This window comes from Nocardia sp. NPDC055321, assembly GCF_053645575.1.
This window is the reverse complement of sequence record NZ_JBSHMS010000021.1, coordinates 104,180-129,117: the sequence shown is the minus strand read 5'-3', so window position 1 is coordinate 129,117 and position 24,938 is coordinate 104,180. Positions and strand designations below refer to the sequence as shown.

At 67.6% G+C, this 24,938-nt stretch carries 22 protein-coding genes, 2 tRNA genes and 1 pseudogene; 16 read left to right on the top strand and 9 right to left on the bottom strand.

Features of this window, described 5'->3' with window-relative positions; genetic code table 11:
* Positions 1–843 precede the first annotated feature (843 nt).
* Positions 844–1,656 (top strand): annotated as a pseudogene (locus ACWIGI_RS30475) (transposase); the annotation flags it as partial.
* A gap of 243 nt (positions 1,657–1,899) precedes the next feature.
* On the opposite strand, the gene ACWIGI_RS30470 reads toward ACWIGI_RS30475, so the two are convergent.
* Complete coding sequence (locus ACWIGI_RS30470; protein ID WP_454206124.1) at positions 1,900–2,133, bottom strand: hypothetical protein; 234 nt, start codon at positions 2,131–2,133, stop codon at positions 1,900–1,902.
* 170 nt (positions 2,134–2,303) lie between these two features.
* Between ACWIGI_RS30470 and ACWIGI_RS30465 the strand changes: the two genes are divergently transcribed.
* Positions 2,304–3,185, top strand: a complete 882-nt coding sequence (locus ACWIGI_RS30465; RefSeq protein ID WP_454206112.1) for a helix-turn-helix domain-containing protein — start codon at positions 2,304–2,306, stop codon at positions 3,183–3,185.
* Positions 3,182–3,382, top strand: a complete 201-nt coding sequence (locus ACWIGI_RS30460) for a DUF397 domain-containing protein (protein ID WP_454206111.1) — start codon at positions 3,182–3,184, stop codon at positions 3,380–3,382. Before ACWIGI_RS30465 ends, ACWIGI_RS30460 begins: the two co-directional genes overlap by 4 nt.
* 145 nt (positions 3,383–3,527) lie before the next feature.
* Here ACWIGI_RS30460 and ACWIGI_RS30455 read toward each other — a convergent pair whose 3' ends face one another.
* Both ACWIGI_RS30455 and ACWIGI_RS30450 read right to left on the bottom strand, forming a co-directional pair.
* Positions 3,528–4,358, bottom strand: coding sequence for a DUF559 domain-containing protein (locus ACWIGI_RS30455; RefSeq protein ID WP_454206109.1), 831 nt, complete (start codon positions 4,356–4,358; stop codon positions 3,528–3,530).
* A gap of 242 nt (positions 4,359–4,600) precedes the next feature.
* Positions 4,601–5,428 carry a nitroreductase gene (locus tag ACWIGI_RS30450; protein ID WP_454206107.1) on the bottom strand — a complete coding sequence of 276 codons (828 nt, stop codon included), beginning with the start codon at positions 5,426–5,428 and terminating at the stop codon, positions 4,601–4,603.
* 82 nt (positions 5,429–5,510) lie between these two features.
* Here ACWIGI_RS30450 and ACWIGI_RS30445 point away from each other — a divergent pair, with 82 nt between their 5' ends.
* Positions 5,511–5,960: a winged helix-turn-helix transcriptional regulator gene (locus ACWIGI_RS30445; RefSeq protein WP_454206105.1), complete on the top strand. Its 450-nt coding sequence runs from the start codon at positions 5,511–5,513 to the stop codon at positions 5,958–5,960.
* A 323-nt stretch (positions 5,961–6,283) separates the two neighbouring features.
* Positions 6,284–6,787: an N-acetyltransferase family protein gene (locus ACWIGI_RS30440; protein ID WP_454206104.1), complete on the top strand. Its 504-nt coding sequence runs from the start codon at positions 6,284–6,286 to the stop codon at positions 6,785–6,787.
* A gap of 15 nt (positions 6,788–6,802) precedes the next feature.
* Here ACWIGI_RS30440 and ACWIGI_RS30435 read toward each other — a convergent pair whose 3' ends face one another.
* Positions 6,803–7,840 (bottom strand): MBL fold metallo-hydrolase, encoded by a 1,038-nt coding sequence (locus ACWIGI_RS30435; protein ID WP_454206102.1) that lies wholly within the window; start codon positions 7,838–7,840, stop codon positions 6,803–6,805.
* Between the two features lie 351 nt (positions 7,841–8,191).
* On the opposite strand from ACWIGI_RS30435, the gene ACWIGI_RS30430 reads away from it, so the two are divergent.
* The gene (locus ACWIGI_RS30430) at positions 8,192–10,228 is read left to right on the top strand and encodes an ATP-binding protein (protein ID WP_454206100.1); all 2,037 of its coding nucleotides are present in this window, start codon (positions 8,192–8,194) and stop codon (positions 10,226–10,228) included.
* A 107-nt stretch (positions 10,229–10,335) separates the two neighbouring features.
* The gene (locus tag ACWIGI_RS30425; protein WP_454206098.1) at positions 10,336–10,554 is read left to right on the top strand and encodes a cold-shock protein; all 219 of its coding nucleotides are present in this window, start codon (positions 10,336–10,338) and stop codon (positions 10,552–10,554) included.
* Here the strand turns inward: ACWIGI_RS30425 and ACWIGI_RS30420 are convergent.
* Positions 10,532–11,335 (bottom strand): nucleotidyltransferase domain-containing protein, encoded by an 804-nt coding sequence (locus ACWIGI_RS30420; protein ID WP_454206096.1) that lies wholly within the window; start codon positions 11,333–11,335, stop codon positions 10,532–10,534. The genes ACWIGI_RS30425 and ACWIGI_RS30420 overlap by 23 nt on opposite strands.
* A 619-nt stretch (positions 11,336–11,954) precedes the next feature.
* Here ACWIGI_RS30420 and ACWIGI_RS30415 point away from each other — a divergent pair.
* The 3 genes from ACWIGI_RS30415 to ACWIGI_RS30405 all read left to right on the top strand — a co-directional run bounded on the left by ACWIGI_RS30415 (position 11,955) and on the right by ACWIGI_RS30405 (position 14,389).
* Positions 11,955–13,136, top strand: a complete 1,182-nt coding sequence (locus ACWIGI_RS30415; RefSeq protein ID WP_454206094.1) for a globin domain-containing protein — start codon at positions 11,955–11,957, stop codon at positions 13,134–13,136.
* Positions 13,127–13,861, top strand: coding sequence for a DivIVA domain-containing protein (locus tag ACWIGI_RS30410; protein ID WP_454206092.1), 735 nt, complete (start codon positions 13,127–13,129; stop codon positions 13,859–13,861). The genes ACWIGI_RS30415 and ACWIGI_RS30410 overlap by 10 nt, the downstream gene beginning before the upstream one ends.
* 123 nt (positions 13,862–13,984) lie before the next feature.
* Entirely contained in the window at positions 13,985–14,389 is a 405-nt protein-coding gene (locus ACWIGI_RS30405; protein ID WP_454206090.1) for a globin domain-containing protein, read from the top strand.
* A 121-nt stretch (positions 14,390–14,510) separates the two neighbouring features.
* On the opposite strand, the gene ACWIGI_RS30400 is transcribed toward ACWIGI_RS30405, so the two are convergent.
* On the bottom strand, positions 14,511–15,599 hold the full coding sequence (locus ACWIGI_RS30400) for an alkaline phosphatase family protein (protein ID WP_454206088.1): 1,089 nt from the start codon (positions 15,597–15,599) through the stop codon (positions 14,511–14,513).
* A gap of 197 nt (positions 15,600–15,796) precedes the next feature.
* Between ACWIGI_RS30400 and serA the strand changes: the two genes are divergently transcribed.
* The gene (gene serA, locus ACWIGI_RS30395; protein ID WP_454206087.1) at positions 15,797–17,395 is read left to right on the top strand and encodes a phosphoglycerate dehydrogenase; all 1,599 of its coding nucleotides are present in this window, start codon (positions 15,797–15,799) and stop codon (positions 17,393–17,395) included.
* 427 nt (positions 17,396–17,822) lie between these two features.
* The gene (locus ACWIGI_RS30390) at positions 17,823–18,830 is read left to right on the top strand and encodes a 3-isopropylmalate dehydrogenase (protein WP_454206085.1); all 1,008 of its coding nucleotides are present in this window, start codon (positions 17,823–17,825) and stop codon (positions 18,828–18,830) included.
* Positions 18,831–19,217: 387 nt separating this feature from the next.
* Here ACWIGI_RS30390 and ACWIGI_RS30385 read toward each other — a convergent pair whose 3' ends face one another.
* Positions 19,218–20,396 carry an MFS transporter gene (locus ACWIGI_RS30385; RefSeq protein WP_454206084.1) on the bottom strand — a complete coding sequence of 393 codons (1,179 nt, stop codon included), beginning with the start codon at positions 20,394–20,396 and terminating at the stop codon, positions 19,218–19,220.
* Positions 20,397–20,723: 327 nt separating this feature from the next.
* On the opposite strand from ACWIGI_RS30385, the gene ACWIGI_RS30380 reads away from it, so the two are divergent.
* The 4 genes from ACWIGI_RS30380 to ACWIGI_RS30365 all read left to right on the top strand — a co-directional run bounded on the left by ACWIGI_RS30380 (position 20,724) and on the right by ACWIGI_RS30365 (position 23,343).
* Entirely contained in the window at positions 20,724–21,497 is a 774-nt protein-coding gene (locus tag ACWIGI_RS30380; RefSeq protein ID WP_454206082.1) for a fumarylacetoacetate hydrolase family protein, read from the top strand.
* A 13-nt stretch (positions 21,498–21,510) separates the two neighbouring features.
* Positions 21,511–22,983: a glutamate--tRNA ligase gene (gene gltX / locus ACWIGI_RS30375; RefSeq protein ID WP_454206080.1), complete on the top strand. Its 1,473-nt coding sequence runs from the start codon at positions 21,511–21,513 to the stop codon at positions 22,981–22,983.
* Positions 22,984–23,120: 137 nt separating this feature from the next.
* Positions 23,121–23,192: transfer RNA gene (locus ACWIGI_RS30370), tRNA-Gln, on the top strand.
* A gap of 75 nt (positions 23,193–23,267) precedes the next feature.
* A tRNA-Glu gene (locus ACWIGI_RS30365) sits at positions 23,268–23,343 on the top strand.
* Between the two features lie 85 nt (positions 23,344–23,428).
* Here ACWIGI_RS30365 and ACWIGI_RS30360 read toward each other — a convergent pair.
* Positions 23,429–23,929, bottom strand: coding sequence for a PPOX class F420-dependent oxidoreductase (locus tag ACWIGI_RS30360; RefSeq protein ID WP_454206078.1), 501 nt, complete (start codon positions 23,927–23,929; stop codon positions 23,429–23,431).
* 178 nt (positions 23,930–24,107) lie between these two features.
* Entirely contained in the window at positions 24,108–24,809 is a 702-nt protein-coding gene (locus ACWIGI_RS30355; protein WP_354990302.1) for an IclR family transcriptional regulator, read from the bottom strand.
* Positions 24,810–24,938 lie beyond the last annotated feature (129 nt).

Sequence of the window (24,938 nt, the reverse complement as noted above, 5' to 3'; positions counted from 1 at the left end):
CGCGAGAGGTTCGCGGATGCGCGCGCGATCATACGGTATGTGGCTTCATTGCGGGCGGCGTTTGAATCATGAATAGTGAATCCTGAGGCTTTCATTTCGAGTCTTTCATTTTTCGAATCGACTTCCCATTTCCGTGCTCCGGGACTAATGTGCTCTCCGTCCATGTTGACGGCTCCGGTTTGTCGACAGAAGCTCCGATAAGGGTGGTCTGTGTCAAGGCATAGGAGAACGATTTGCCGGAAAGTGTCTGCGGTTTCTGATAACGCCGCCGATGGGAAGGTCGAGCATACGTGGAAAGGTCTGGGTAGCTATTTCTTGAGTGTATTATCCGGATCGATCGGTGCTTGTTCTGCGTGGCTGCGGTCGCTCTTCGAATACCGCAAAGTTTCAGGATTCGCTCTAATTTGGGGGCTACTATTTTGGTCGTCTCTTCATTCGGTCGGGATCGTCGATAACCCGCTCTGCTGCGACTGCGCCAGTGCAGTGTCGGCTGGTGTGTGTATCGCTGGCGCATTGGAATAATCGCCCAAGGAGAGGGAGTACGTCGCGCTTTCTCCTCGGATTCGGCAGAGAACCGCTTTCCATCCGAAGGTGAGACGTGTAGGAGTATCGGGCTCGTTCTCGGCATGCTTCATGTGCGCACTAATCCGGCGAAGTGCGGTTCGAGGGGGCACCAGTCTGTGGTGTGCCAGTCTTGTTCGCGGTTGCGTCCAGCAGAGTGGTGTAGCAGCTCCCAGCTCGGCCGATCAGGTCGATCCTCGGATATGAGGGTGGTCACCGCGTGATTCTTCAAGAGACCGACCAAAGTCACTGAAGGAGGAATGGACCACGCGATGACCGGATATTCAGCGTATAGACCCCGGCGCTGCGCTGTCCGAGCAACTGGCCGTTGCCAGCCCTGACCGGCTGCAGGAGCTGCTGTCCACCTTCATTCACACCCTGATGAGCGCCCCGAGGCCGACACCGTATGCGGTGCCGGCTACGGCGAACGCTTCACAGGACCGGACGAACCACTGGACTTCGACACCCGCGTCGGCACCATCGACGTCGCGATCCCCAAACTCCGACAAGGCAGTTACTTCCCCGACTGGCTCCTCAAGCGCCGCAAACGCGCCGAACGCGCCTCACCGGCGTGGTCGCGACCTGCTATCTTCTCGGCGTCTCGACCCGGCGCATGGAGAAACTCGTCGAATCCCTCAGTGCCACCAGTCTCTCGAAGTCTCAGGTGTCGATGATCGCCTGCGACCTCGACACCCAATTCCGCACCCGCCTGGTCGATCAAGACGCATTCGTCGCCGCCGACGCTCTCGTGTTGAGAGTCCGTGAGAACGGGCGCGTGGTCAACGTCCACCCTGATCGCCACCGGTGTCAACACCGACGGCTACCGCGAAATCCTCAGCCCTCAAGTCACGTCCGGCGAAGACGGCGCCGGACGGCTCGCGTTCACCGGCTTCCCGAAGCAGATCTGGCGTCAGATCTGGTCGAACAACCCCAGGAACGGTCGAACAAGGAGATCCGCCGACGCGCCGACGTGGTCGGGATTCTCCCCGACCGCGGCTCGATCATCCGCCTGATCGGGGCGGTGTTGGCCGAATAACACGACGATAGATCGGAGGGCGTCGCTACCGCGGACTCGATGTCCTGGCCCGCTCCCGCGGCCAGGCCCCCACCGACGAACAGGGGTCCCCGCACCTCGGATCACGCGGTGACCACCCCAGCTACACCACGTATTTGGACTTGACGGCTTCATCGCCACGACGTCCTTGCTGTCGGCACCGAAATCGCTTTCTTGTTCGGGGTCAGAGCACGCCGCGCCAGTCTGCCCGCGAAGACGTCCAGATCGTGCTGACCCGACCCCATGATTTCGGTCCGGGCCGAATCAAGGGGCCCCGTCAAGGCTCACAGCGCGTTGTCCTCGGTCATCCGACCGGACTGCGCCTCGAGCCGGTGCAGCGCGTTGGTGCAGTGGTGCACCAACGCGGCGAGAGCCGTTGGGTCGAGCGAGATTTCGAACTCGCGGGGCGGGCTGCCGAAGATCACGGTGGCGACCTCGTTCCCTTCGTCGACCGTCACGCGGATCGGGCAAGCCTTGGTGATTTGGACCCACGCGCCGATCTCCAAGTGGTTGAACATCGTCCGGCTCCTTCCGGTGGTGACTGATGTCGAAAGCACATCACCGCGTGTGGAAGTGGGTAGCCTGAACTGGGTATCCCAGTTCAACCGAACGAGAGGTGCAGGACGAGACTCGGTTCGGGCCATCGCGTCACCCAGTACGGGCGGCCGTCGATCTCAGGGGAGCAGCCATGGAGGACGTTGGATCGACCCTGCCGCGCCGGCAGTTGGGGCGCTATCTGAGGGAGGCGCGCTCCGCCCTCGCGTTGTCGCAGGAGAAGGTCGCGATGCTCGCCGACGTCAGTTCGTCGGTGCTGCAAAGACTGGAGCGTGGTGTCGCGACCCGATTGAAAGTGCGCGATCTACAAGCCATTTGCGACGCGCTTGAGATGCCGGAGGAAACGACGGCGGCCATGGTGATGCTGTTTCAGCAGTCGACCGAGAAGAGTTGGTGGTACGAGTACGGAAGCTTGATGCCAGGGGACTTCGATGTGTACGTCGGGTTGGAAGCCGCGGCTCGGACGGTGACCACCTATCAACCGGCTTTGGTTCCGGGCCTACTTCAGACCGCTGAATACGCTCGAACATTGATTCGTGCCGCGAAGCCCACGGAGACTTCTTCGGAGCATGGGCGTCGGGCGGAGTTGCGAAACAAGCGACAAGCGATCATCACCCGACGACACCACCCGTTGCAGTTGGAAGTTCTTCTGCACGAAGCTGTCCTGCGAAGTGCTGTAGGTGGGCGACAAGTGATGGCGGCGCAGCTGCGGCACCTGGCGGAGATCGGGAAGCTGTCGAACGTTCGTGTGCGGGTGCTGCCGTTCAGCGCCGGTGCGCCGGTGGGAGATCCGGTGGGGCAGTTCGCGATCCTGGAGTTCGATCACGATGTGCACGGCTTGCCGACGGGTCCTCCCGTGGTCTATCTGGAGTCCTTCACGGGGTGCATGTATCTGGAGAGCGACGCAGATGTGCAGCGCTACTATCAGGTTCTCGATGCACTCCGGCGCGAGTCTCTGGACGAGTCCGCGAGCCGGATTCTGCTGCGGCAGGCGATGAAGGAGTTCGCGACGTGATCGCTGATCTATCCGGGGCTCGATGGTTCAAGAGCAGCTACTCCGGGGACAAAGCCGATTGTGTCGAAGTGGCGTTCGTCGGGAACATTGTCGCCGTCAGGGATTCCAAAGCCCCATGTCAGCCTGGGTTGGCGTTTCCGGTTGACGTGTGGGAAGACTTTATCCGCGGAGTGGCAGGGCGGGAGTTTCAGTCATAGCCATCAGCTGCCCTTGGCCGGACACAGGCCTTCGGGTGTGGCCTTCGGAAGTGTGCCTGGCCTGGGTGGGTCGAATTATCGTGCACTATCGGTGCAAGAAGGCTGTTAACCGCCTAACGGTGAGTCATTGTGCACGAAAATTCGGCTACCGGCGGGCCCGCCTTCGCCGGCGAACTACCGCCGCTGCTTGATCTGCGCACTCATCCAGAGCCGTGAACACGTCAACCGCGGCATAGCGCAACACCATCCACCCTTCCAGCACTAACCAGTTCTGGCGGCGGCGATCCTGGCGGAACACCGGCGGCGCGCTGTGGAACTCGCGGCCGTCTATCTCGATGATCGTGCGGGAGCGTTCGTCTACGAAGTCGCAGATGTACGGGCCCACTGGGTGATTCGCCAGGAGGCGGAGGCCTCTGGCCTTCAGGGACCGGGCGAAGAGGCGTTCCGGTTCCGACGCGTGGTGGATCGCCGCGTCGCGGAGCTGTTTCCGGAGCGCCCTTGTGCCGGTCAAAGTTGATCGGCTGAGGGCAAGGGCATCGGCGGGGGAGACCGTGCGGCCCAACTCGGTGTCTACCAAGGCGGCGGCCTCGTGGGGTGGGAGGGTTGCCGCGCAGTCGAGGAGGGTGAGGGCGGGGGACGTCGTGGGGAGATCGAACGTCGTCGACACCTGGTCGATGGGGATATCGCGGCGGTGGAGGCGCAGCCAGGGTGGGGGCTTTCGGTAGACCGACTTCGGGACTGTTGCTTCGAGATATGGGGGCTCGGGGAGCATTCCTCGGAGCCAGGCGGCGGTGCGGTGGCTGAGGACGGCGGGTGGAAGCCACGCGGATACCGCGCGGCAGCGGTCCAGGGGAGTGGCGGGGCCGCGGCGGTAGACGCCCGGGAGCAGGCGGGTGTACGTGCCGCGGCGGCAGCGGGTTGCTATCGCGTCGGCGGAAACGCCTTCGGCGCGGAGTTCGGCGCGAGTCGTGATCACGGAATTGACGGTGACAGATCGGCGGTGACATCGCGGCGGCGTGACCTTGGACAACGGGTCGGCTGTGGACAGGCCGCCGTTGTGCACACTCGGGTCGGAGGTCGCCTTCGCGAAGCACCGTGGCCGACCGTGGACACGGCCTTGTGCGCCGACCCGAAGCGCAAGCGACTGGGATATGACGCGGTCGCCGGCCCGCATGCCGTAGCCGCCCACTGATCAGAGGTACGGCTTTGACGCGGTGGCTAATTCGCGTGCCACTCCACCACGTCGGCCACATCAGCACGGGACGTGCGGAACCCGTTCGCCGGGTGGTCCGGATCGCCGTAACCGAACGAGACCCCGGCGACTATCTGCCGGTCCTCGGGGATCGCGAAGTACTCGTGGAGGAACGGGGAGTAGGTCGCCGGCGCCGCTTGGGGTGCTGTTGATACGCCCAGGCTTTGGGCTGCCAGGAGGAACGAGCTCAGGTAGAGGCCGCAGTCCAGGACGCCGTAGGAGCCTTGGGCCGCATCGGTCGTTATCAACGCCACGTGGGGTGCGTCGAAGAACTCGAAATTGCGGACCAACTGGCGCATCGTGCCCGCGTGGTCGCCGCGGGGGACGTCCACGGACTCGTAGAGGGCGGCGGCGCACTCGCGGCGGCGGTCGCGGTAGACGCCGTGATACGTCGGGAAGGGGATGTCGGTGGCCGGGGTCGCGCCGTTGATGTGGGCGAGCAGGGACTCGCGGAGGCGGGCTGTCGCGGGCGGCTCGGTCACGATCACCTGCCAGGGCTGGGCGTTGCAGCCGGAGGGGGACCGTTGGGCCGTGGTCAGGATCTGGGTGATCGTCTCGCGGGGCACCGGGTCGGGGCGGAAGGCCCGGCAGGTGTGGCGGTCGTCCAGCAGGGAGCGCAGAACCAGGTACGGATCCGACGGCTGCGCGCGGGCGCTCGTGCGGAGATTGTTCGTCGCCACGGCGGCGGAAACGGTCTCGGGGCGATCGGGTGCGGTGGGCGGAGTGCCGGGCAGCTGGGGCGCCGGTTCTTCGGCGAGCAGGTCGGCCTCGGCGGTGGCTGGGTGGTTGGGCATGCGTCCCCCTCCGGGTGTGGTCTCATTTCGAGACCGGTGAGATGTGGTCTCATATTAAGACCACTCGGCTAGGATTGGGAAGATGCGGTACGAGGAGCTGGCCGAGGAGCCCTGTTCGATCACCCGGGCGCTCGTGGTGTTCGGGGACCGGTGGACGCTGCTCATCCTCAAGGCGGCGTTCGCGGGGGTGCGGCGGTTCAACGGGTTCCAGGGGTACCTGGGGATCTCCAAGGGGCGGTTGCTGGACCGGCTGGACCGGCTGGTCGAGCACGGGATCCTGAGTAAGCAGCCGGCGGAAACCGGTGCGCACGAGGAGTATCGGCTCACGGCCAAGGGGTTCGACGTGTACCCGATCCTGTTGGCGTTCAAGGACTGGGGTGACGAGCACGCCGCGCCGGACGGGCCGCCGATGCTGTACGGGCACCGGGACTGTGAGGGGCAGGCGCACGTCCGGCTCGAATGCGACCACTGCCGAGCCGAACTCACCGCGCGGGACGTCGTGCCGGCTCCGGGGCCGGGGCTGCTCGCGTGAAGCGTGCTGCCAGTTCGGCAGCCGCGTGGGGTGATCGCCGCAGACGTCGGGGCTTACGACTCGTACTCGGTATCCGCACCGGGTCGGCGCCGCGACTCGTGCGTCCACTGAATGTGCCCGCGCCCGGGCCGGGGCTGCTCGGGCAGACCACGCTGCCTGTCTCGACGCCGTGTGATGCGGGACCGGTCGTCGCGGATGCCGCGGCGCGCGACACTCGATATCCGCAGACCGCCGTGTACCCGACCTCGATCGACCGCGCGCCTCGTGCGCCCGGCGTAAAACCCCGCGCGCCCGAATTCTCCCGAACCGTATAGTTCCCACCCGTGTCCAGCGTCATCGTTCGTCCGGCCCTGCCCGCCGACGAGAATCACCTGTGGTCCATGCTCTTCGAAGCGTCCTACTCGGCGGACCAGGGGCGAACGTCGCCGGACGAGCTGCGCGCCATCCCGGCGCTCGCGCACTACGTCGAGAACTGGGGTGTGCCGGGGGATCTCGGCGTCATCGCCGAGCGGGACGGGGAGCTGCTCGGCGCCGCGTGGCTGCGGCTGTTCACCGCTGACAACGCCGCCTACGGATACATCGACGACGACACACCGGAGCTGGCCATCGGAGTCGCGCCGGGGGCACGCGGCACCGGCGTGGGCACCCTGCTCATGGAACGGCTGCTGGCCGACGCGCGGGTCGCGTTCAAGCAGGTGAGTCTCAGTGTGCGGGAAGAGAATCCGGCCAAGCGACTCTACGAGCGGCTGGGCTTCGTCGAGCTGCCGGGGCTCACGCATCCGAATCCGGGCGGGAGCACCAGCGTCACCATGCTGCTCCGCTTCTGATTCGCGGACGCCCGCTCACTCCAGCGGGAACTCCAGCACGCCCGGTGCGAGATAGTCGTCCCGGTCGAGCAGCATGCGCGCCCGAGGCCGCACCGGCTTGGGTATCCGCGCCAACTCCGTCTCCAGCGGCCCCCGGAAAGCCTCCCCGCGCGCGGTGAACACCGGCAGCCAGTTGTCATGATGGTTGGGCACGAACACCTTCGGCCGCAGCGCCTCGATATAGCTCCGCGGATCTCGCAGCCCATTGGTGAACTGGTTGAACCCCTGGACCGCGCCGATGTGCACATCCGAGGCCGGCAGCGCGCGCAGCACGTCCAGGACCTCGGGGGCCTTGTCCAGCAGCGGGCCCGAGGAGTCGTGCCAGGTCAGGGTGAAGCGATCGGTCCGGAACTGGTAGAGCAGCACCCCGCCCTCGGGCGCGGCGATATTGCGCGCCAGATGGGCGGCATCGGCCAGGGCGGGCGGGTACTCGCGGATATCGCACGGACACGGCTTGGGGCGCACCGGATCCGAGGCCGCGGGGCTCTCGTCGCGGGCGGTGCGCGCTGAGTGCACGTGCCGGACCGCGGTCACCGCGATGCCCGGCACGAGCTCGAAGTCGTAGCGATCGCCGTACGAGGATTCGGCGGAACCCAGTTCCACACAGTCGAATCGGGGGTCGGCGACCTGCCCCCGCACGGTCGCGCAGTGTTCGGCGGTCCCGTGCACCACGGCCCCGCTCGCCCGCGCGATGGGCCCGGCGTCGGCGGCGTGGTCGAAATGCCCGTGGCCGATGAAGATAGCAGCCGGGCGCAGGGCCGCCACCTCGGCGACGGTCGTCGGCACGTAGCCCGAGGTCGCGCCGCGCGGCACCCAGGCGTCGAGCAGAAAGACCGTGCCGCCCAGCGAGATGGCGAAACTCGCGCAGCCGAACCAGGACACCAGCACCCGATCCGGGCTCACCGCACCGGTTTCCGGATCCACCGCCGCGTTCCCGAAGAACCGCCGCCGGGCCGCGATGGTCTCGGCCAGGGTTGGCGCGGCCGGTTCCGGGGTGGTCAGACGTTCGGACAATGCCGCCAGACTCCGCGAAATCGGATTCACCCGTACACCTCTCACCTCGACCGCCCGCGGCACCGTGCCGCGCCCCACGCATTCTTCCCGTCTCGGACAGTCCTGTCACCGGATCTCCCGAGGCGCGATGGACCGCCCGACACCCCGATCGCGACCGCACGGACGCCCTCGCTCCGCCCGATCCCGGTAGCCGAGATCTAGCCGTTGCCTCCGGCTACCCCGTGGTGAATCCGGAACCCGACCGTGACGAACCGGTACGCAACCGTTCAGCCTTTCGTTAATCGCGAAGCGTTGCATCGATACCAGGGGTAGCCGAACGAAGGCTGCCGTGAGGGCAATTGGGGGCCCACCATGTACAACGAGGTGCATGCGGCCGCGCTGGATCGCGAAGACCACCGGTACACCATGCGGATCAGCCGGCTGGCGATCGACAAACTCGGCATCCGGCTCTACGACCGGGTGTCGGCGGTGCTGGCCGAACTCATCGCCAACTCCTACGACGCCGACGCCACCGAGGTGGATGTCGCGCTGCCGTGGGGCGTCACGCTGGCGGGGACCATCCGCGCCGCGGACGAACCCGCGTACCGGATCGTGGTGTCGGACAACGGACACGGCATGACCGCGTCGGAGATCAACGCCCACTATCTGATGGTCGGCTCGGACCGGCGCAAGCGCACCGGCTCCGATCTCTCGCGCGAACAGCAGCGACCGGTCATGGGGCGCAAGGGAATCGGCAAGCTCGCCGCGTTCGGCATCTGCCGCACCATCGAGGTCATCAGCGCGGGGTCGACCCCGACCGACCGCACGCCGCAGGGCTGGCCGGTCGCGCACCTGATCCTGGATCTGGACGACATGCTGTCCGACACCGAACGCGACTACTACCCGAAGCCTGGCCCGCTGGACGGCACCTTCACCGGCGCCCGCGGCACCACCGTCATCCTGCGAAACTTCTTCCGCAAGCGGGTGAACAGCGGCACCGAGCTGAGCAGGCAGCTGGCCTCGCGCTTCGGCATCGAACGCTCGGACTGGCGCGTGCAGGTGCGCAACAGCGCGGGCACGGAGTCCTTCACCCTCAGCGATCTGCCCATCGACGTCATGGAGGACACCCGCGTCGACGTCGGCCGGGTGCCGGTGCGCTTCGGGCACAAGTTCCTGCCGGTCTCGGGCTGGATCGCCTACTCCAAACAGCCCTACCGCGACGAGGCGATGGCGGGCGTGCGGATCTACGCGCGCGGCAAGATCGTCGCGCAGACCCGGGATTTCGGCATTCCCGCCGGCTTCACCGGCGAGTTCAAACTCCGCTCCTACCTGGTCGGAGCCGTCCACGTGGACTGGCTCGACGACGAGGAGGACCTGGTCCGCTCCGACCGCCAGGACATCATGTGGAACTCCCCGCGCGGGGAGGCGCTGGCGCAGTGGGGACAGGCGCTCATCAAGGAAATCGGCAGGCTCGGTGAGAAATCCATTCGCCGCCGGGTCTGGGAGGAGTTCGCCGAACGCTCCCGGATCCGCGAGATGCTGGACGGGATCGCCCCGGGCGACCGCGTGTTCCGCGACTCGGTGCTGGAGGCGGCGCGAATCCTGGTGGCGCACAAGGACCGCGCCTCGCTCGACGATCCCGCGCACATCGAGAACATGGTGCGCCTGGCGCTCTCGCTCGGCCCGCAGCGCAGCCTGCTCGAAACCCTCAAGGAGATCGCCGAGGACGCCGAGCCCGAACTCGACGTGGTGGTGGCGCTTTTCGAGCGCGCCCGGGTTGCCGAGATCTACTCTCTCGGCCAGATCGCCAGTGAGCGGGTCGCGGTGGTGGACCGGCTGCGCGCGCTCATCGACGATCGCCGCTCGCTCGAACGCCCCTTCCAGGAGCTCATCGAGACCGCGCCGTGGCTGCTCGCCCCGGAATGGACGCCGCTGGGGATGAACGAGTCGCTGCAGCGGGTGCGCGCGAGCTTCGAACGCTGGTACGCACAGAAATTCGGCGCCTCGCTGCAGACCAGCGCGGTCGGCAGCCCCAAGCGCGAACCGGATTTCGTGCTGCTGCACGACTCCGGTGAGCTCTGGATCGTGGAGATCAAGCGGATGGATTACCACCTCACCGACACCGAGTACAACCGCGCGGTCAACTACCTCTACGAACTCGATCGCTTCCTGGAGGAGAATCCGCGCATCGGAGCCCAATTCCCGCGCCGCCGTTTGACGTTCATCGTCGATCACATCGATCGGCTGGGGCCGGCCTCGCTGTCCTCGCTCTGCAGCGACCATCGCGTGGATCGGCGGACGTGGCGGGAGCTGCTGGATTCCACGTTGCGCGCGCACCGCGACTTCCTGGACCGGGTCTACGCCATGCGCGGATCGGAGGACGAGCCGGGGGCGGCCCGGGCGGGTTGAGGCGAATTCCGGGACAACACCGGCCCGTGACACCATGGGGTCGAGGCGCGCGTGGGGACGTGGCCGATTCCACGGTTTTTCCAGGGCATTCGAAGAGGTATGGGGTAATGGTGCACGGCACTGTGAAGTGGTTCGACAGTGAGAAGGGCTTCGGCTTCCTCACCTCCGACGAGGGTGGACCCGACGTGTTCGTCGAGTACACCGCCGTCGAGGGCCGGGGCTTCCGGTCGCTGGCCGAGGGACAGCGGGTGGAGTTCGAGGTGCGCGCCACCAAGCCCGGCCCCGAGGCCGTGGTCGTCCGGGTCATCGGCCGAGGCGGCGCCTGAAGAACTCGGTGGCCAGCGCCCGCGCCCGTTCCCGGTGTGCGGGTTCGTTGCCGGTGAATTCCGCCTCCGCCCGGTCGAATTCCCGGGTGATGAAATCCGCGATGGGCACGGGCACCTCACCCGCACCCATCTCGCGGGTCCGGGACTTCAACTCCGTGAGCGTCTCGATCGAATCGACCAGATCGGCGGGCAGTTCGCACTGGGCGAGCAGCGTCGGCAGATGCATCGGCGCGACGGTCCGGTCCGGGTGTTCGTGCAACCAGCGCAATGCCATGGCCGGGCGCAGCGAATAGAACACCTTCTTCAGCGAGCGGTTGGTGTCGAACAGCCGCCATTGCCGGGCGCCCAGGTGCAGATAGTGCCGGGCCACCTGATCGCGGTCGGCCACCGCGTCGGCCAGTTCGCGCAATTCGTCGCGGAACGCGATGTCGGCCGAATACACGATCGGCGACATCAGCCATTCGATCAGTACGGCGTTGCCGCGGACGAGCAGTTGCAGCGCCTTGACCAGATCCCAGCCGTTCACATCGAGCAGGCCGACCAGCGGCGTCTCGATGACATCGCGTCCCGGCCACGGGGTGAGGTAGTCCGCGAGCGGGCGGACGTAGACGAAGCGGCAGTCGTAGTCGGAGTCCGGGGAGGGGAAACCCCAGGCCCGGCTGCCGCTCTCGATGGCGAGCAGCACGTCGACCCGGTGTTCGCGCGCGATCCGGGCCAGTTCGGCGTCGATCGTCGCGACCACCGCCGGGTCCATGGAGTCGGGGATGTTGCGCAGGGTCATGGTCGGTGAGGCTAGTTGCCGGCGCTCGCCGCGGTCCATTCGATTTCGCTGCTCGAGCAGGGGTTATCTGCCCGTGATGTGCGCGTAATTCGCTGCCGGCGAATCGTGTACATGACCCGGCGCACGCCGTCGAATATCTGGGACGGATGTCACACTCCGTTAATGCCCCGTAACGGATGCGAATCCGGCGTCGATAGGCTGGGCGTCGGAAGTTCAATTGTTTTTCCATTCGAGAGGCTTTACTAAATGATCCCCGTTATCATCGAGACCGGTTCCGCTGCTCTGAACGGCCTGCTCAGCACCGGCTCCGCCGCGCTGCACGGCATTCTGAACACCCTGTGGACCGGCTCCTTCGGCGGGTAATAGCCGACCTGAGCAGAAAAGGCCGACCTCGGGTTTCGCAGCTCTGAGGTCGGCCTTTCTCTTTCTTTGGCGGAATTTGCGCCGATGGTGCGAAATTCCGCCTCAACTGTGGCCTTCGTCGCATATCCGTGATTTGCGAATGATTTGCCAAAATTCTCGCTTCGACAGCTCCAATCCCATGCCTTAGGTTGTCTGCAAATCGGACGGTCGTCCAGGCGAAAGGGAGTGTGTTGTCGAACGAGGATTCGCGCCGCGGATGAACACCGATGCCCTGCAGGCGAGTTGGCGGTACGTCGAACGTGCCGGCGACGAGGCCACCCAGTACTTCTACGCACACCTGTTCCTCGCGCACCCCGAAGTCCGGGAGATGTTCCCCACCCGGATGACCGCGCAGCGCGCCAAGTTCTTCGCGGCGCTGGGCCGCATCGTCAGCAACGTCGAAACCCTCGCCGCCGATTCGGAATTCGTCGCCCAGCTGGGCCGCGACCATCGCCGCTTCGGCGCGGTCGCCGCGCACTACCCGGCGGCGGGCGCCTCGCTGCTGGCGACCCTCGCGCACTTCCTGGGCCCGCGCTGGACCGCCGAACTGGCCCAGACCTGGACCGAGGCCTATCAGGCCGTCGCGGGGATCATGGTCGATGCCGCCGAGCGCGCCGCGGGGACGCCCGCGTGGTGGGACGCGGAGATCGTGGCCACCGAACGCCGCAGCATCGACGTCACCGTCATCACGGTGCGGCCGCTGCACGAGTATCCCTACGAGGCGGGTCAGTCACTGGCGGTGGAGATTCCGCAGCGGCCGCGGTTGTGGCGGTACTTCACCCCCGCCAACGCCCCACGCGCGGACGGCACCTTCGACCTGCATGTCCAGGTCGTCGACGGCGGTGAGGTCAGCGCGACCTTCGCCCGCACGATCCGGCCGGGGGATCAGGTGCGGCTCGGCGCACCGGTCGGCACCGCCTTCGTGTTCCCGCCGCAGGCGGTGGACAACCTGCTGCTGATCGCCGGCGGCTCGGGGCTCGCGCCGATGCGCGCCATCATCGAGCGCATCGACCAGGAATCCGAGCACACCGGATACACCCCGCGCGTGCACCTGTTCCACGGCGTGCGCACCACCTGGGACCTGTACGACCACGAGGCGCTGACCGCGCTCACCGAGCACCCCTGGTTCACCTACACCCCGGTGGTGTCGGAGGACCCCGGATTCCACGGTGTGCAGGGGATGGTCGGCGCGGTGGCCGCGCGCGGCCGCGATCTGACCGGGTGTACCGCGCTGGTGTGCGGCTCGCCGGCCATGGTGGCCGCGACCGTCGCGGCGCTGTCCGCCGCCGGAATGCCCAGGCACGCCATCAGATACGAGACATTCGGCCAGGCGCCGGCGGCAGGCACCGCCGCCCCGGCCGCCGAGCGCAGCTTCGACAAGGTTGATCAATGGATGTGACACCCGACGAGATTCGATCCGCCACGTTCAAGGGCGCGCGACTGGGACGGCGCGGCTACGACGCCGAGGAGGTCGATCGCTTCCTCGAGCGCGTGCACATCGCGGTGGCCCGGGTCGCCCGGGAGAACCGCCAGCTCACCCTCACCAGCAATTCCCCGGAACTGGCTCGGCTGCAACGGGAGAACATGCAGCTGGCGGGCAAGAGCGAGGCGATGCAGCTGCAGATGCAGACCATGGCCTCCGCCGGTGAGGTGGCCGAGCTGCAGCGGCAGCTGGCGAACGCGAACTGGGAGATCGCGCGGCTGCAGGAGGAGACGGCCAAGGATGCCCTGGGCATCAGCAATCAGGCCGTCGAAACCCTCAAGCGCGCACAGGCTTCCGCGGATTCGATCGTCGCGCAGGCCGAGGAGCACGCGCGCGAGCTGATGCGCGTCACCCGCGCGCAGCAGCGCGAGATGCTCCAGCAGGTGATGCAGGCCGGACCGCAGCGCGGCGCGTACACCGATCCCGAGCAGGAGGATCAGCGCCTCGCGCAGCTGCAGTCCTATTCCGGGCTGCTGCGAAATCAGTTGCAGGCCATGATCATGACGTTGTCGGTCGAGGTCGACAAGCTGGCGCTGCTGCCGCTGTCGGGCACGTCCGAAGCCCTGCCGGACATCGTTCCGGCGTCCGCGTATCCGCGCGACCTGCCGATCGGCGGAACCGGGCACCCTCCGCGCGAGTGATCGGGGCGTTCCCGCCCCGGCATCGCGTGCGGACACAGAGGTCCCGAATTCGGTAGCAGCCCTGCCGAGTTCGTGGCGTGTAAGGAATCAGACACGCAGGAAAGGGAAGTGGGGGAAATCCACATGAATATCGAAGCATTGCAGTCGAGTTGGCAGCAGGTCGGCGCGGTCGGCCCCGAAGCCGTGGAGTACTTCTACGATCATCTGTTCGCGGCGCACCCCGAGGTGCGCGGCATGTTCGCGGACGACATGACGGTGCAGCGCGAGCGCTTCCTGTCCGGCCTCGGCCGGATCGTCACCAATGTCCAAATACTGGCGGAGGACCCGTCTTTCGTGCAGCAGCTGGGCCGCCACCACGCCTCGCTCGGCGTGGTGGCCGCGCACTACCCGGTGGCCGGCGCGTCCCTGCTGGCGACCCTCGAACACTTCCTCGGTGAGCAGTGGACCGAGGAGCTCGCCGGGACGTGGGCCGCCGCCTACGGCGCGGTGGTGGAGATCATGCTCTCCGCCGACGAGGTCACCGTCTGATCCGACGGCCGATGTGCACCGGTTCCGGCCCTGCCCGGAACCGGTGCACCCGTCATAGCGCACGACAACGCCGCCGGGCTGTTCGTCCGGCGGCGCGAGTCGAAAACGGTTGTGTGGCTGTTTACTTGTGCCCGCTGCCGGAGGACCCGCCGGCCGAGCCGCTGCCCAGGACACAGAGCGGGTTGTTGACCATCGCGGCCTGGGCGGAGCCGGAGGAGGAGCCGGTCACGCCGGAATCGACGGGCGGGGTGTTGGGGGCGGGGGCCGCGGGGTCACCGGAGCCGCCCGCGAGCATCGAGACGCCGTCGAGGCCGGCGGGCTCCGGGACACCGAGCAGGTCCAGGACGGTGGGGGTGACATCGGCCAGGGTGAAGCCGTTGTTCTCGGCGCCGGGGGCGAAGCCGGGGCCGCGGGCGATCACGAAACTCGCTGTCTCGTAGGCGCTCTGACCGCCGTGTCCGCCTTCGGGCTTGTGGCCGTGGTCGGTGGTGACCAGGATGGTCCAGCGCTCGTTCGAGTGCGCGGCCATGCGGGCGTCGACGGCCTGGGTGATCTTGCCGACCAGGGCGTCCGCGCGGGCGATGGCGTCGCGGTAGGACTGCGGCCAGATCCCGCGCAGGGTGTGCCCGACGATGTCGACCTGGTCCAGGTGCGTGAAGGTCAGGTCCGGGCCGTCCGCGGTGATCGCGGCCGCGACCTGGGTGGCGGCATTGGAATCGGCGATCGTCTCGCAGATGCCCGCGCCGGTCGGGTCGATCTGGGTCACGCCGACCTTGTCCGCCTTGGGATTTCCGGTGCGGGCGATCATGCCGATCTTGTCCCAGGTGCCGAGCGAGACGGTCGACAGGCTCGGCTGCGCGGCCTCGACCCGGGTGAAGACGGTCGGATACGGCGCGAAAGCCGCCGCGTTGCAGGAGGCGTCGTTGTCCACGATGCCGTGCTTGGTGTCCCAGACCCCGGTCAGCGCCGTCGCCCACGAGACGCACGACATGGTGGTGTGGCCGGCGATCGAGGTGCGCGCCAGCGTGCCCTCGGCGACCAGCCGGTCCAGGTTCGGGGCGTTGGCGGCGGCGATCTCGCTGTACAGCGTGCCGTCCAGGCCGATCACCACGACCTTGTTCACCACGGGCGCGGCGGGCGCGGGAGCCGCGGCGGCGAGGGGGACGGCGCACAGGGCGGCGGCCGCGAGAATCCGAGAAGTCCGAGACATGCCGGGCAACCTAGCGGGGCGCGAGCGAGTTCGCAGCGTATTTGGACAATTGACCACAATAGTTTCGGTGAGCGGGAAAACCGGCATGTCACCGGTCTGACGGCACCCGCCTACCGGGCGGTAAGGCAAGCCAAATCTTCGACCATTAAGATTGCGCCCGTAAATCCCGGACCCCTTTCCCGCAGGAGTACCCCACAGTGAGCCAAGCAGGCCGCCCCGTAGTTCTGATCGCCGACAAGCTCGCCCAGTCGACCGTCGACGCACTCGGTGACGGTGTCGAGGTTCGCTGGGTCGACGGCCCGAACCGCCCCGCACTACTCGAGGCCGTCGTCGATGCCGACGCGCTGCTCGTGCGCTCGGCCACCACCGTCGACGCCGAGGTCCTCGAGGCCGGTAAGAACCTGAAGATCGTCGCCCGCGCCGGCGTCGGCCTCGACAACGTCGACGTGCCCGCCGCGACCGAGCGTGGCGTCATGGTCGTCAACGCGCCCACCTCGAACATCCACACCGCCGCCGAGCACGCCGTCACGCTGCTGCTCTCGGCCGCGCGCCAGATCCCGGCCGCCGACGCCACCCTGCGCGAGCACACCTGGCAGCGCAGCAAGTTCAACGGTGTCGAGATCCTCGGCAAGACCGTCGGCGTCATCGGCCTCGGCCGCATCGGCCAGCTGTTCGCGCAGCGCCTCGCCGCCTTCGAGACCAAGATCGTTGCGTACGACCCCTACACCTCCCCGGCGCGCGCCGCCCAGCTCGGCATCGAACTGCTGACCCTGGACGAGGTGCTCGAGCGCGCCGACTTCATCTCGGTGCACCTGCCCAAGACCCCGGAGACCAAGGGCATTCTCAACGCCGCCTCCATCGCCAAGACCAAGCCGGGCGTGATCATCGTCAACGCCGCCCGCGGTGGCCTGATCGACGAGCAGGCCCTGGCCGACGCCATCAAGTCCGGCCACGTGCGCGCCGCCGGCCTCGACGTGTTCGAGACCGAACCCTGCACCGACAGCCCGCTTTTCGAGCTGCCGCAGGTCGTGGTGACCCCGCACCTGGGCGCCTCCACCTCCGAGGCCCAGGACCGCGCCGGCACCGATGTCGCCAAGTCCGTCAAGCTCGCCCTCGCCGGTGAGTTCGTGCCCGGTGCGGTCAACGTCACCGGCGGCACCGTCTCTGAGGACGTCGCCCCGTGGCTGGACATCGTCCGCAAGCAGGGCGCGCTGCTCGGCGCCCTCGCCTCCGAGCTGCCGGTCAGCCTCGAGGTGCAGGTCCGCGGCGAGCTCGCCGCCAGTGATGTTGCGGTGCTGGAGCTTTCGGCCCTGCGCGGCGTGTTCTCCGCCCTGATCGAGGATTCGGTCACCTTCGTCAACGCCCCGTCGCTGGCCAAGGATCGCGGCATCGAGGCCACCGTCACCACCGTGACCGAGAGCCCCTCGCACCGCAGCCTGGTCGACCTGCGCGCGGTGTTCGGCGACGGCCGCACCCTGAACGTGGCCGGCACCCTGACCGAGCCCGCCCAGGTGCAGAAGATCGTCAACATCAACGGCCGCAACTACGACATGCGCGCCGAGGGCCTGAACCTGGCCGTCATCGCCTACGAGGACAAGCCGGGCCAGCTCGGCCGCCTGGCCACCAAGCTCGGCGACGCGGGCATCGACATCCTCGCCGCCCAGCTGACCCAGGACCTGGACCAGGACGGCGCCACCGTCGTCCTGCGCGTCAACGCCGATGTCCCGGCCGACGTGCAGTCCGCCATCGCCGAGGCCGTCGGCGCGGCCAAGGTCGCCCAGGTCAACCTGGACTAGGCCGTTCCGGCCTCGGCCGGAACACCAACTCCGACACCGCGCCCCTCGCGTCACTTGACGCGAGGGGCGCGGTGCGTCGGGCCGCTAGTAGGCCCCGGAATTGTGGAAGCTGATGCCCAGCGCACGCAGCAGCAAGCCGATGAGGTGCAGGTTGCTGTCGCCGCTGCCCGTCGAGTTCTCCAGTGATCCCATGTGTGCCCGTCTTCCCTCGCGCTACCGGTCGAGCGGACCGTACCGCGCGGTGAGCGGATCGGCCGCACGCCGATTCCCGGGGCTTGCACGGGCGCCGTCCCAGTGGTTGGGAGCGGTTCGCCCTGGTGACAGGGGTGCTCGGGGCACCCGCTATCGTGGCGGGCGGACTCTCCGCCGACGCCTCGCGTGAGCGCCGAGAGTGTTCAGGGCCTCTTATCCGAACGGAGCATTGTTCATGAAACTCGCTGTCATCCCGGGCGACGGAATCGGTCCCGAGGTCATCGCCGAGGCGCTCAAAGTCCTCGACGTCGTGGTCCCCGGTGTGGAGAAGACCGAATACGACCTGGGGGCCAAGCGGTTCCATGCCACCGGTGAGATCCTGCCGGACAACGTCATTCCCGAGCTCAAGCAGCACGACGCCATCCTGCTCGGCGCCATCGGCGACCCGTCCGTGCAGAGCGGCGTGCTCGAGCGCGGCCTGCTGCTGCGCACCCGCTTCGAGCTCGACCACCACGTGAACCTGCGCCCGTCGCGGCTGTACTCCGGCGTCACCAGCCCGCTCGCGGGCAACCCGGACATCGACTTCGTCGTGGTGCGCGAGGGCACCGAGGGCCCGTACACCGGCACCGGCGGCGCGATCCGCGTGAACACCCCGCACGAGGTGGCCACCGAGGTCTCCACCAACACCCGCTTCGGCGTCGAGCGCGTGGTGCGCTACGCCTTCGAGAAGGCGCGTCAGCGGCGCAAGCACCTGACCCTGGTGCACAAGAACAACGTGCTCGCCTTCGCCGGTTCGCTGTGGACCCGCACCGTGGCCGAGGTCGCGACCGAGTACCCCGACATCGAAACCGCCTACCAGCACATCGATGCCGCGACCATCCACATGGTCACCGACCCGGGTCGCTTCGACGTGATCGTCACCGACAACCTGTTCGGCGACATCATCACCGACCTGGCCGCCGCGGTCTCCGGCGGCATCGGCCTGGCCGCCTCGGGCAACATCGACGCCTCGGGCACCAACCCGTCCATGTTCGAGCCCGTGCACGGCAGCGCCCCCGATATCGCGGGTCAGTCCAAGGCCGACCCGACCGCCGCCATCCTGTCGGTGTCGCTGCTGCTGAACCACCTCGGCAACGCCGAGGCCGCCGCGCGCATCGAGACCGCGGTCGCCAAGGATCTGGCCTCGCGCACCGCGCCCGCCTCGACCGTCGCGGTCGGCGATCGCATCGCCGCCGCTCTCTGACACCGGTTTTCGCCGTTTCGGCCCCGTTCCCGCGCCGCGGGGGCGGGGCCGAAGTCTGCGCCGGAGGCATCCGGGGCGCATGATGGACGGGTGCGGGGCACGCCGAGATCGATTCGGACGCTCGGGAAGTGGCCGAATCGGCTGCCGCACAGCGTGACAAAGGCGGCAAAAGGCTCAGAATTTCCAAACCTTCTGCGCCAGTGAGCTATATCGCATTCATGCATTCGGATGCGAAAACGTAACGGGCGCAGACATTCCGGATTTGCGGGAAATCCGCGAACGGTACGAACCGCGCCGATCCGGCCCCGGCGACAACGGCTTCGGGCCGCCCCGCCGGGGAGCGGAGACGGCCCGAAAGCTGTCGTTCGGGGTCCGGAAACCCCTCGCTCAGCGCGCCACGCGCGGCACCAATGGGACTGCGGCCACGGCGATCACGGCCGTCAGCGCATAGGTGACGGGGAATCCGGCGACGGTGATCAGCGCGCCGAAGGCGGGCGCCAGCGCCGCCATGACCAGATTCTGCCCGGTGTTCTGGATGCCGAGCCCGCGACCCGACCAGTACGGGCCGGCGATCTCGGCCACCGCGGTGAAGGCCAGGCCGTTGTCGGTCACGGTGATGACCGAGGCCACGATCAGCACCGGAATCGCCAGCCACCACCAGTGCAGCGAGGCCGCGAAGGCCAAGGCGGCCATGGAGATTGCGGCCGCGACGGCGATGGTGCGCAGCGGCCCCAGCCGGCTGGCGACCCGGTCGGACCACATACCCGCGCCGATGCGCCCGCCCGCGCCCAGCACCTGGGTGACCGTCACCAGCACGCCCGCCGCCGCCAGCGACCAGCCCACGTCACGATGCAGCCACAACAGTGCGAAAGTCCACAGCGTGCCCTGCGGAATGGCCAGCAGGATCGAGACCAGATGGATGCGCCACAGCGTGGAGTCGCCTCGGTAGGGGTTGGCGGGACGGCCTGTCTCGCTGGTGGATTCGGGGCGCGGCGGGTCGATGATGCCGAACAGGCAGGCCACCGCCGCCAGCCCGGCCATGACCGCGGGCACCAGGATCGCGGTCGAGAACCCGTGCGCCGCAGCGACGGCGGGAATGCTCAGCGCGCCGATGCCCACGCCCAGGGGCTGGGCTGTCTGCCGGATACCCATGGCCAATCCACGTTTGTCGGGCGGGAACCAGCCCACGATGACCCGTCCGCTCGCGCCGTTCGTGCTGGCCGCGCCCATTCCGCCCAGGAACAGCAGAATGCCCAGTGCCACATAGTTGGTCACGGTCGCCGCGGCCACGCCCGCGACCAGCATCAGCGCGGGACCGGCGACCAGCACCTTGTGCTCGCCGATGCGGTCCACCACGTAGCCCCAGGCGATCAGCGTGCAGACCAGGCCCACGGTCGGCATGGACACCAGCAGGCCCGCGGTCGCCAGGGACATCCCGCGCCCGGTCAGCGCGGGCAGCAGGAACGGCGTGCCGTGTACGAACACCGCGCTGGAGCTCTGCGCGAAGACGCCGAGGGCCAGCATGCTCCACCGTTTGGCCGAACTCAGCTGTGTCACGGTGGCCATGGCCCTCACCTTCAATCTCACTATGTGGAACTGATATCTTATTCCTTGAACATTGTGCCTCACGGTACACCTGATGCACCCGAGTGCTTCCGGGGCACGCTGTCTGTTTGCTCACACCTTCGGGAGGCCCGATGCGGACCCGCTCCCGGGGGTGAGTTGTCTTGCGTGCAAGTCATTTCCACATTTCGGGCGACCCCGGCATCCGGTGGATGCCGCGCGCGTCACCGGCCGGTCCGGACCGCCCGCGCGCCGCGGCCGCCGGCCTCCGCCGCGCCCCGTGGTCGGGCGCGTTCGGGCAGGTGGCGACCGGTCGATAGGATGCGGTTCATGCGCCTAGGTCGAGTTGCCAGCCCAGATGGTGTCGCTTTCGTCAGCGTGGAAGGAGACGGCGGTGACGCCGTCGTCCGTGAGATCGCCGAACACCCGTTCGGCACGCCGACGTTCACCGGCCGCAGCTGGCCGCTGGCGGACGTGCGGCTGCTCGCGCCGATCCTCGCCAGCAAAGTGATCTGCATCGGTAAGAACTACGCCGCTCACGCTGCGGAAATGGGCGGCCCGGCCCCCGCCGAGCCGGTCATCTTCATGAAGCCCAACACCTCCATCATCGGCCCCAACGTGCCGATTGTGTTGCCGCCCAGCTCCTCTCAGGTGGACTACGAGGGCGAGCTCGCCATCGTCATCGGCCGGCCCTGCAAGGACGTGCCCGCCGCCCGGGCGCACGAGGTCATCCTGGGCTACACCGTCGCCAACGACGTCACCGCCCGGGACCAGCAGAAGATCGACGGCCAGTGGACCCGCGCCAAGGGGTACGACACGTTCTGCCCGCTCGGGCCGTGGATCGAGACCGCCCTGGACCCTTCGGATCTGGAGATCAGCACCGAGCTCGACGGCGAGGTCAAGCAGCGCAGTCGCACTTCACTTCTGCTGCACGATATTCCGAAACTGATCGAATGGGTCACCACCGTGATGACGCTGCTGCCCGGCGACGTCATCCTCACCGGCACCCCCGAGGGCGTCGGCCCGGTCCGGGCCGGTCAGAACGTATCGGTGACCGTCCAGGGCATCGGCACCCTCACCAATCCCGTTGCCGCCAAGCGCTGATCGAGAGAGAGACATGACAGACGTCCGGGTCCGATTCTGCCCCTCACCCACCGGCACACCGCATGTCGGGCTGGTGCGGACCGCCCTGTTCAACTGGGCCTACGCGCGCCACCACGGCGGGAAATTCGTCTTCCGCATCGAAGACACCGACGCCGCACGCGATTCCGAGGAGTCGTACCGGGCGATTCTGGACGCGCTGCGCTGGCTCGGGCTGACCTGGGACGAGGGCCCGGAGGTCGGCGGCCCCTACGGCCCCTACCGGCAGTCCCAGCGCCGTGACCTTCATCTCGACGTGGTGGCCAAGCTATTGGCGGCGGGGGAGGCCTATGAATCCTTCTCCACCCCTGAGGAAGTCGAAGCCAGGCACAAGGCCGCCGGCCGCGACCCCAAACTGGGCTACGACAACTTCGATCGCGATCTGACGCCCGAGCAGATCGCCGCCTACAAGGCCGAGGGGCGCCCGGCGGTCATCCGCCTCCGGATGCCCGACGAGGATCTGTCCTGGGTCGATCTGGTGCGCGGGGAGACCACCTTCCGCGCGGGCGTCGTACCGGACTTCGCGCTCACCCGCGGTAATGGCGATCCGCTCTATACGCTGGTCAATCCCGTCGACGACGCGCTGATGAAGATCACCCACGTATTGCGCGGCGAGGATCTGCTCTCCTCCACTCCGCGCCAGCTCGCCCTTTACGCGGCCATGCGCCGAATCGGCGTCGCCGAGCACACCCCGGAGTTCGGGCATCTGCCGTTCGTCATGGGCCAGGGCAACAAGAAGTTGTCCAAGCGGGATCCGGAGTCCAATCTCTTCCTGCATCGGGACCGGGGCTTCATTCCCGAGGGTTTGCTGAATTATCTGGCGCTGCTCGGCTGGAGCATCGCCGATGATCATGACCTGTTCTCCATGGCGGAGATGGTCGCGGCGTTCGATATTTCGTCCGTGAATTCGAATCCGGCGCGTTTCGACCAGAAGAAGGCCGACGCCCTGAACGCCGCACATATTCGGTTGCTGGAGTCCGGTGATTTCGCTCACCGGCTGCGGGAGTACCTCACCCTGCACGGGCATATCGGCGCGGAGATCGACGAGAAGCTGTTCGCCGTCGCGGCCGATTTGGTGCAGACGCGCATCGCCGTTCTCGGTGATGCATGGGATCTATTGAAGTTCCTGTTCGTGCCCGCCGAGGAGTTCGCCGTGGACGAGGCGGCGGCGCAAAAGAATCTGGGTGCGGACGCGGTTCCGGTATTGGAGGCCACCATTACCGCGCTCGACGGAGTCGCGGCCTGGAGCGCGGCCGAGATCGAGGAGGCGCTCAAAGTCGCGCTCATCGACGAGCTGGGTCTCAAGCCGCGCAAGGCGTTCGGTCCGGTGCGCGTGGCCGTCACCGGTTCGCACATCAGCCCGCCGCTGTACGAGTCGCTCGAACTGCTCGCCCGCGATACCGCCATGGATCGCCTCCGGGCGGCCCTGACGGCGGCGTCCGCGCGCTGACGCCTCGTCCGAAAGCGTACAAAACCGGCCTCTGACCAGCCGATTTGTATAACACCGGCATCGGCCTGCTAATCTCTTCTCGGCTCGGAAAGCGGCTGGGAAGTCCCCACAAGGGACAGGCCGAATGCCCAGGTCAATGGGGTATGGTGTAATTGGCAACACAGCTGATTCTGGTTCAGCCATTCTAGGTTCGAGTCCTGGTACCCCAGCTGAGAGAGCCCTCGGGCTCTCGAAACAGTTGGAGATTCGGTGGTTCAGCCACCAGGGAAATCGCCAACAATCCTGGTCCCGTCGTCTAGCGGCCTAGGACGCCGCCCTCTCAAGGCGGTAGCGCGGGTTCAAATCCCGTCGGGACTACCACGCGAAGGCCCCCGGTCGATACGACCGGGGGCCTTCGCTTTTCCGGTTTACCAGCGCGCCGGGGTTATGGCCCCGGCGCGGATTCTCAGGCCGGTGTGCCGGCGGTGCTGCCGCCGAACGGCATCGCGGGCATACCGAGTTTGCGGTGGTCCCAGCTGCGCACGCGTCCGGGGACGATGCGAATCGCGATGCGCTTGTTCAGCATCTGCTCGACGAACGGCTTCATCTCCTCGCTGTAGGGGCCGGTGTACCGCTCCCACACGCTGATACCGACCTGGAACAGGGCATCGGCATCGTCGATGATCTCCGCGCGTCCCTCGATGGAGACCCCGCGCAACTGGTCGTAGGTATCGCCGGCCTCCACCAGGATCGTCACCCGCGGATCGCGGCGCAGATTCACCGCCTTCTGCGATTTGGCCTTGGTCTCGAACCAGATCTCGCCGTTGATCAGCCCGTACCACATGGCAGTCAGATGCGGGGTGCCCGCGGGACCGAGGGTGGCGAGGTTGGCGATTCGGCTGCGCTGCAGGAATTCCGCGATCTCCAGGTCGGACATCGTGATCTGAGCGCGTTGATTAACTCCCATGGGCCGACTGTAATTTACGCCGTATGAGGCGGGTCACAGCGCCCGCCGGACGCCGCCCGTCGCGGTCCGCCGGCCGGCGCGGGCGCCCGGAATCCGCTCACCGCCGCTGTGCGCCCCGAAAACGCCGACGCCCCCACCGGATTCCCGGCGGGGGCGTCGAAATCGCTGTGCGGGCCCGTCAGAGGCGTTTGTGCAGTGCGTCGGCGGCGGCCACGAGATCGGCGGCCCAGCGGGCGCCGGGGCGGCGGCCCATGCGGTCGATCGGCCCGGAGACCGAGACGGCCGCGATGACCGCGCCGCCGGTGTCGCGCACCGGCGCCGAGACGCTGGCCACGCCCGCCGCGCGCTCGGCGGCGCTCTGCGCCCAGCCCCGGCGGCGCACCTCGGCCAGCGCGCGCTCGCCGAACACCGCCTCCGGCAGCACCGTCCGCTGGAGTTCGGGATCCGCCCAGGCCAGCAGCACCTTGGCGGCCGAGCCCGCGGTCATGGGCATGCGCGCGCCGACCGGTACGGTGTCGCGCAGTCCGGAGGCCGGTTCCATCGAGGCCACGCACACCCGGGCGTTGCCGTCGCGCCGATACAGCTGCACGCTCTCGCCGGTGATCTCGCGCAGGCGCGGCAGGATGCCCGCGGCGGCGTCGAGCAGCGGGTCGCTGGCGGTGGTAGCCAGCTCCGACAGCGCCGGGCCCGGACGCCACAGTCCCTGGCTGTCGCGGGCCAGCATGCGATGCGTCTCCAGGCCCACGGCCAGGCGATGCGCGGTGGCGCGGGGCAGGCCGGTGCGGGCGCAGAGCTCGTTGAGGCCGCAGGGTTGCTCGGCGACGGCGTGCAGGACCGCCATGGCTTTGTCCAGAACACCGATACCGCTATGCTGTCTCATAGAACGATATTAGCGTCTCGCATGTTGGGAATGCCAAATCGCGATCGCAGCGTGCGAACGCATATGGGCATCTCCGGCATCAGGGCTCACCGGCCCGCGCGGCGCGTTCCCCGCGTCACCAGCCCGGGC

Bases quoted from the DNA above. Each gene is read 5' to 3' on its own strand.
- ACWIGI_RS30470 (WP_454206124.1), bottom strand. From the start codon at position 2,133: ATGTTCAACCACTTGGAGATCGGCGCGTGGGTCCAAATCACCAAGGCT.
- ACWIGI_RS30465 (WP_454206112.1), top strand. From the start codon at position 2,304: ATGGAGGACGTTGGATCGACCCTGCCGCGCCGGCAGTTGGGGCGCTAT.
- ACWIGI_RS30450 (WP_454206107.1), bottom strand. From the start codon at position 5,428: ATGCCCAACCACCCAGCCACCGCCGAGGCCGACCTGCTCGCCGAAGAA.
- ACWIGI_RS30445 (WP_454206105.1), top strand. From the start codon at position 5,511: ATGCGGTACGAGGAGCTGGCCGAGGAGCCCTGTTCGATCACCCGGGCG.
- ACWIGI_RS30430 (WP_454206100.1), top strand. From the start codon at position 8,192: ATGTACAACGAGGTGCATGCGGCCGCGCTGGATCGCGAAGACCACCGG.
- ACWIGI_RS30425 (WP_454206098.1), top strand. From the start codon at position 10,336: ATGGTGCACGGCACTGTGAAGTGGTTCGACAGTGAGAAGGGCTTCGGC.
- ACWIGI_RS30420 (WP_454206096.1), bottom strand. From the start codon at position 11,335: ATGACCCTGCGCAACATCCCCGACTCCATGGACCCGGCGGTGGTCGCG.
- ACWIGI_RS30415 (WP_454206094.1), top strand. From the start codon at position 11,955: ATGAACACCGATGCCCTGCAGGCGAGTTGGCGGTACGTCGAACGTGCC.
- ACWIGI_RS30410 (WP_454206092.1), top strand. From the start codon at position 13,127: ATGGATGTGACACCCGACGAGATTCGATCCGCCACGTTCAAGGGCGCG.
- ACWIGI_RS30405 (WP_454206090.1), top strand. From the start codon at position 13,985: ATGAATATCGAAGCATTGCAGTCGAGTTGGCAGCAGGTCGGCGCGGTC.
- ACWIGI_RS30400 (WP_454206088.1), bottom strand. From the start codon at position 15,599: ATGTCTCGGACTTCTCGGATTCTCGCGGCCGCCGCCCTGTGCGCCGTC.
- ACWIGI_RS30390 (WP_454206085.1), top strand. From the start codon at position 17,823: ATGAAACTCGCTGTCATCCCGGGCGACGGAATCGGTCCCGAGGTCATC.
- ACWIGI_RS30385 (WP_454206084.1), bottom strand. From the start codon at position 20,396: ATGGCCACCGTGACACAGCTGAGTTCGGCCAAACGGTGGAGCATGCTG.
- ACWIGI_RS30380 (WP_454206082.1), top strand. From the start codon at position 20,724: ATGCGCCTAGGTCGAGTTGCCAGCCCAGATGGTGTCGCTTTCGTCAGC.
- gltX (WP_454206080.1), top strand. From the start codon at position 21,511: ATGACAGACGTCCGGGTCCGATTCTGCCCCTCACCCACCGGCACACCG.
- ACWIGI_RS30360 (WP_454206078.1), bottom strand. From the start codon at position 23,929: ATGGGAGTTAATCAACGCGCTCAGATCACGATGTCCGACCTGGAGATC.
- ACWIGI_RS30355 (WP_354990302.1), bottom strand. From the start codon at position 24,809: ATGAGACAGCATAGCGGTATCGGTGTTCTGGACAAAGCCATGGCGGTC.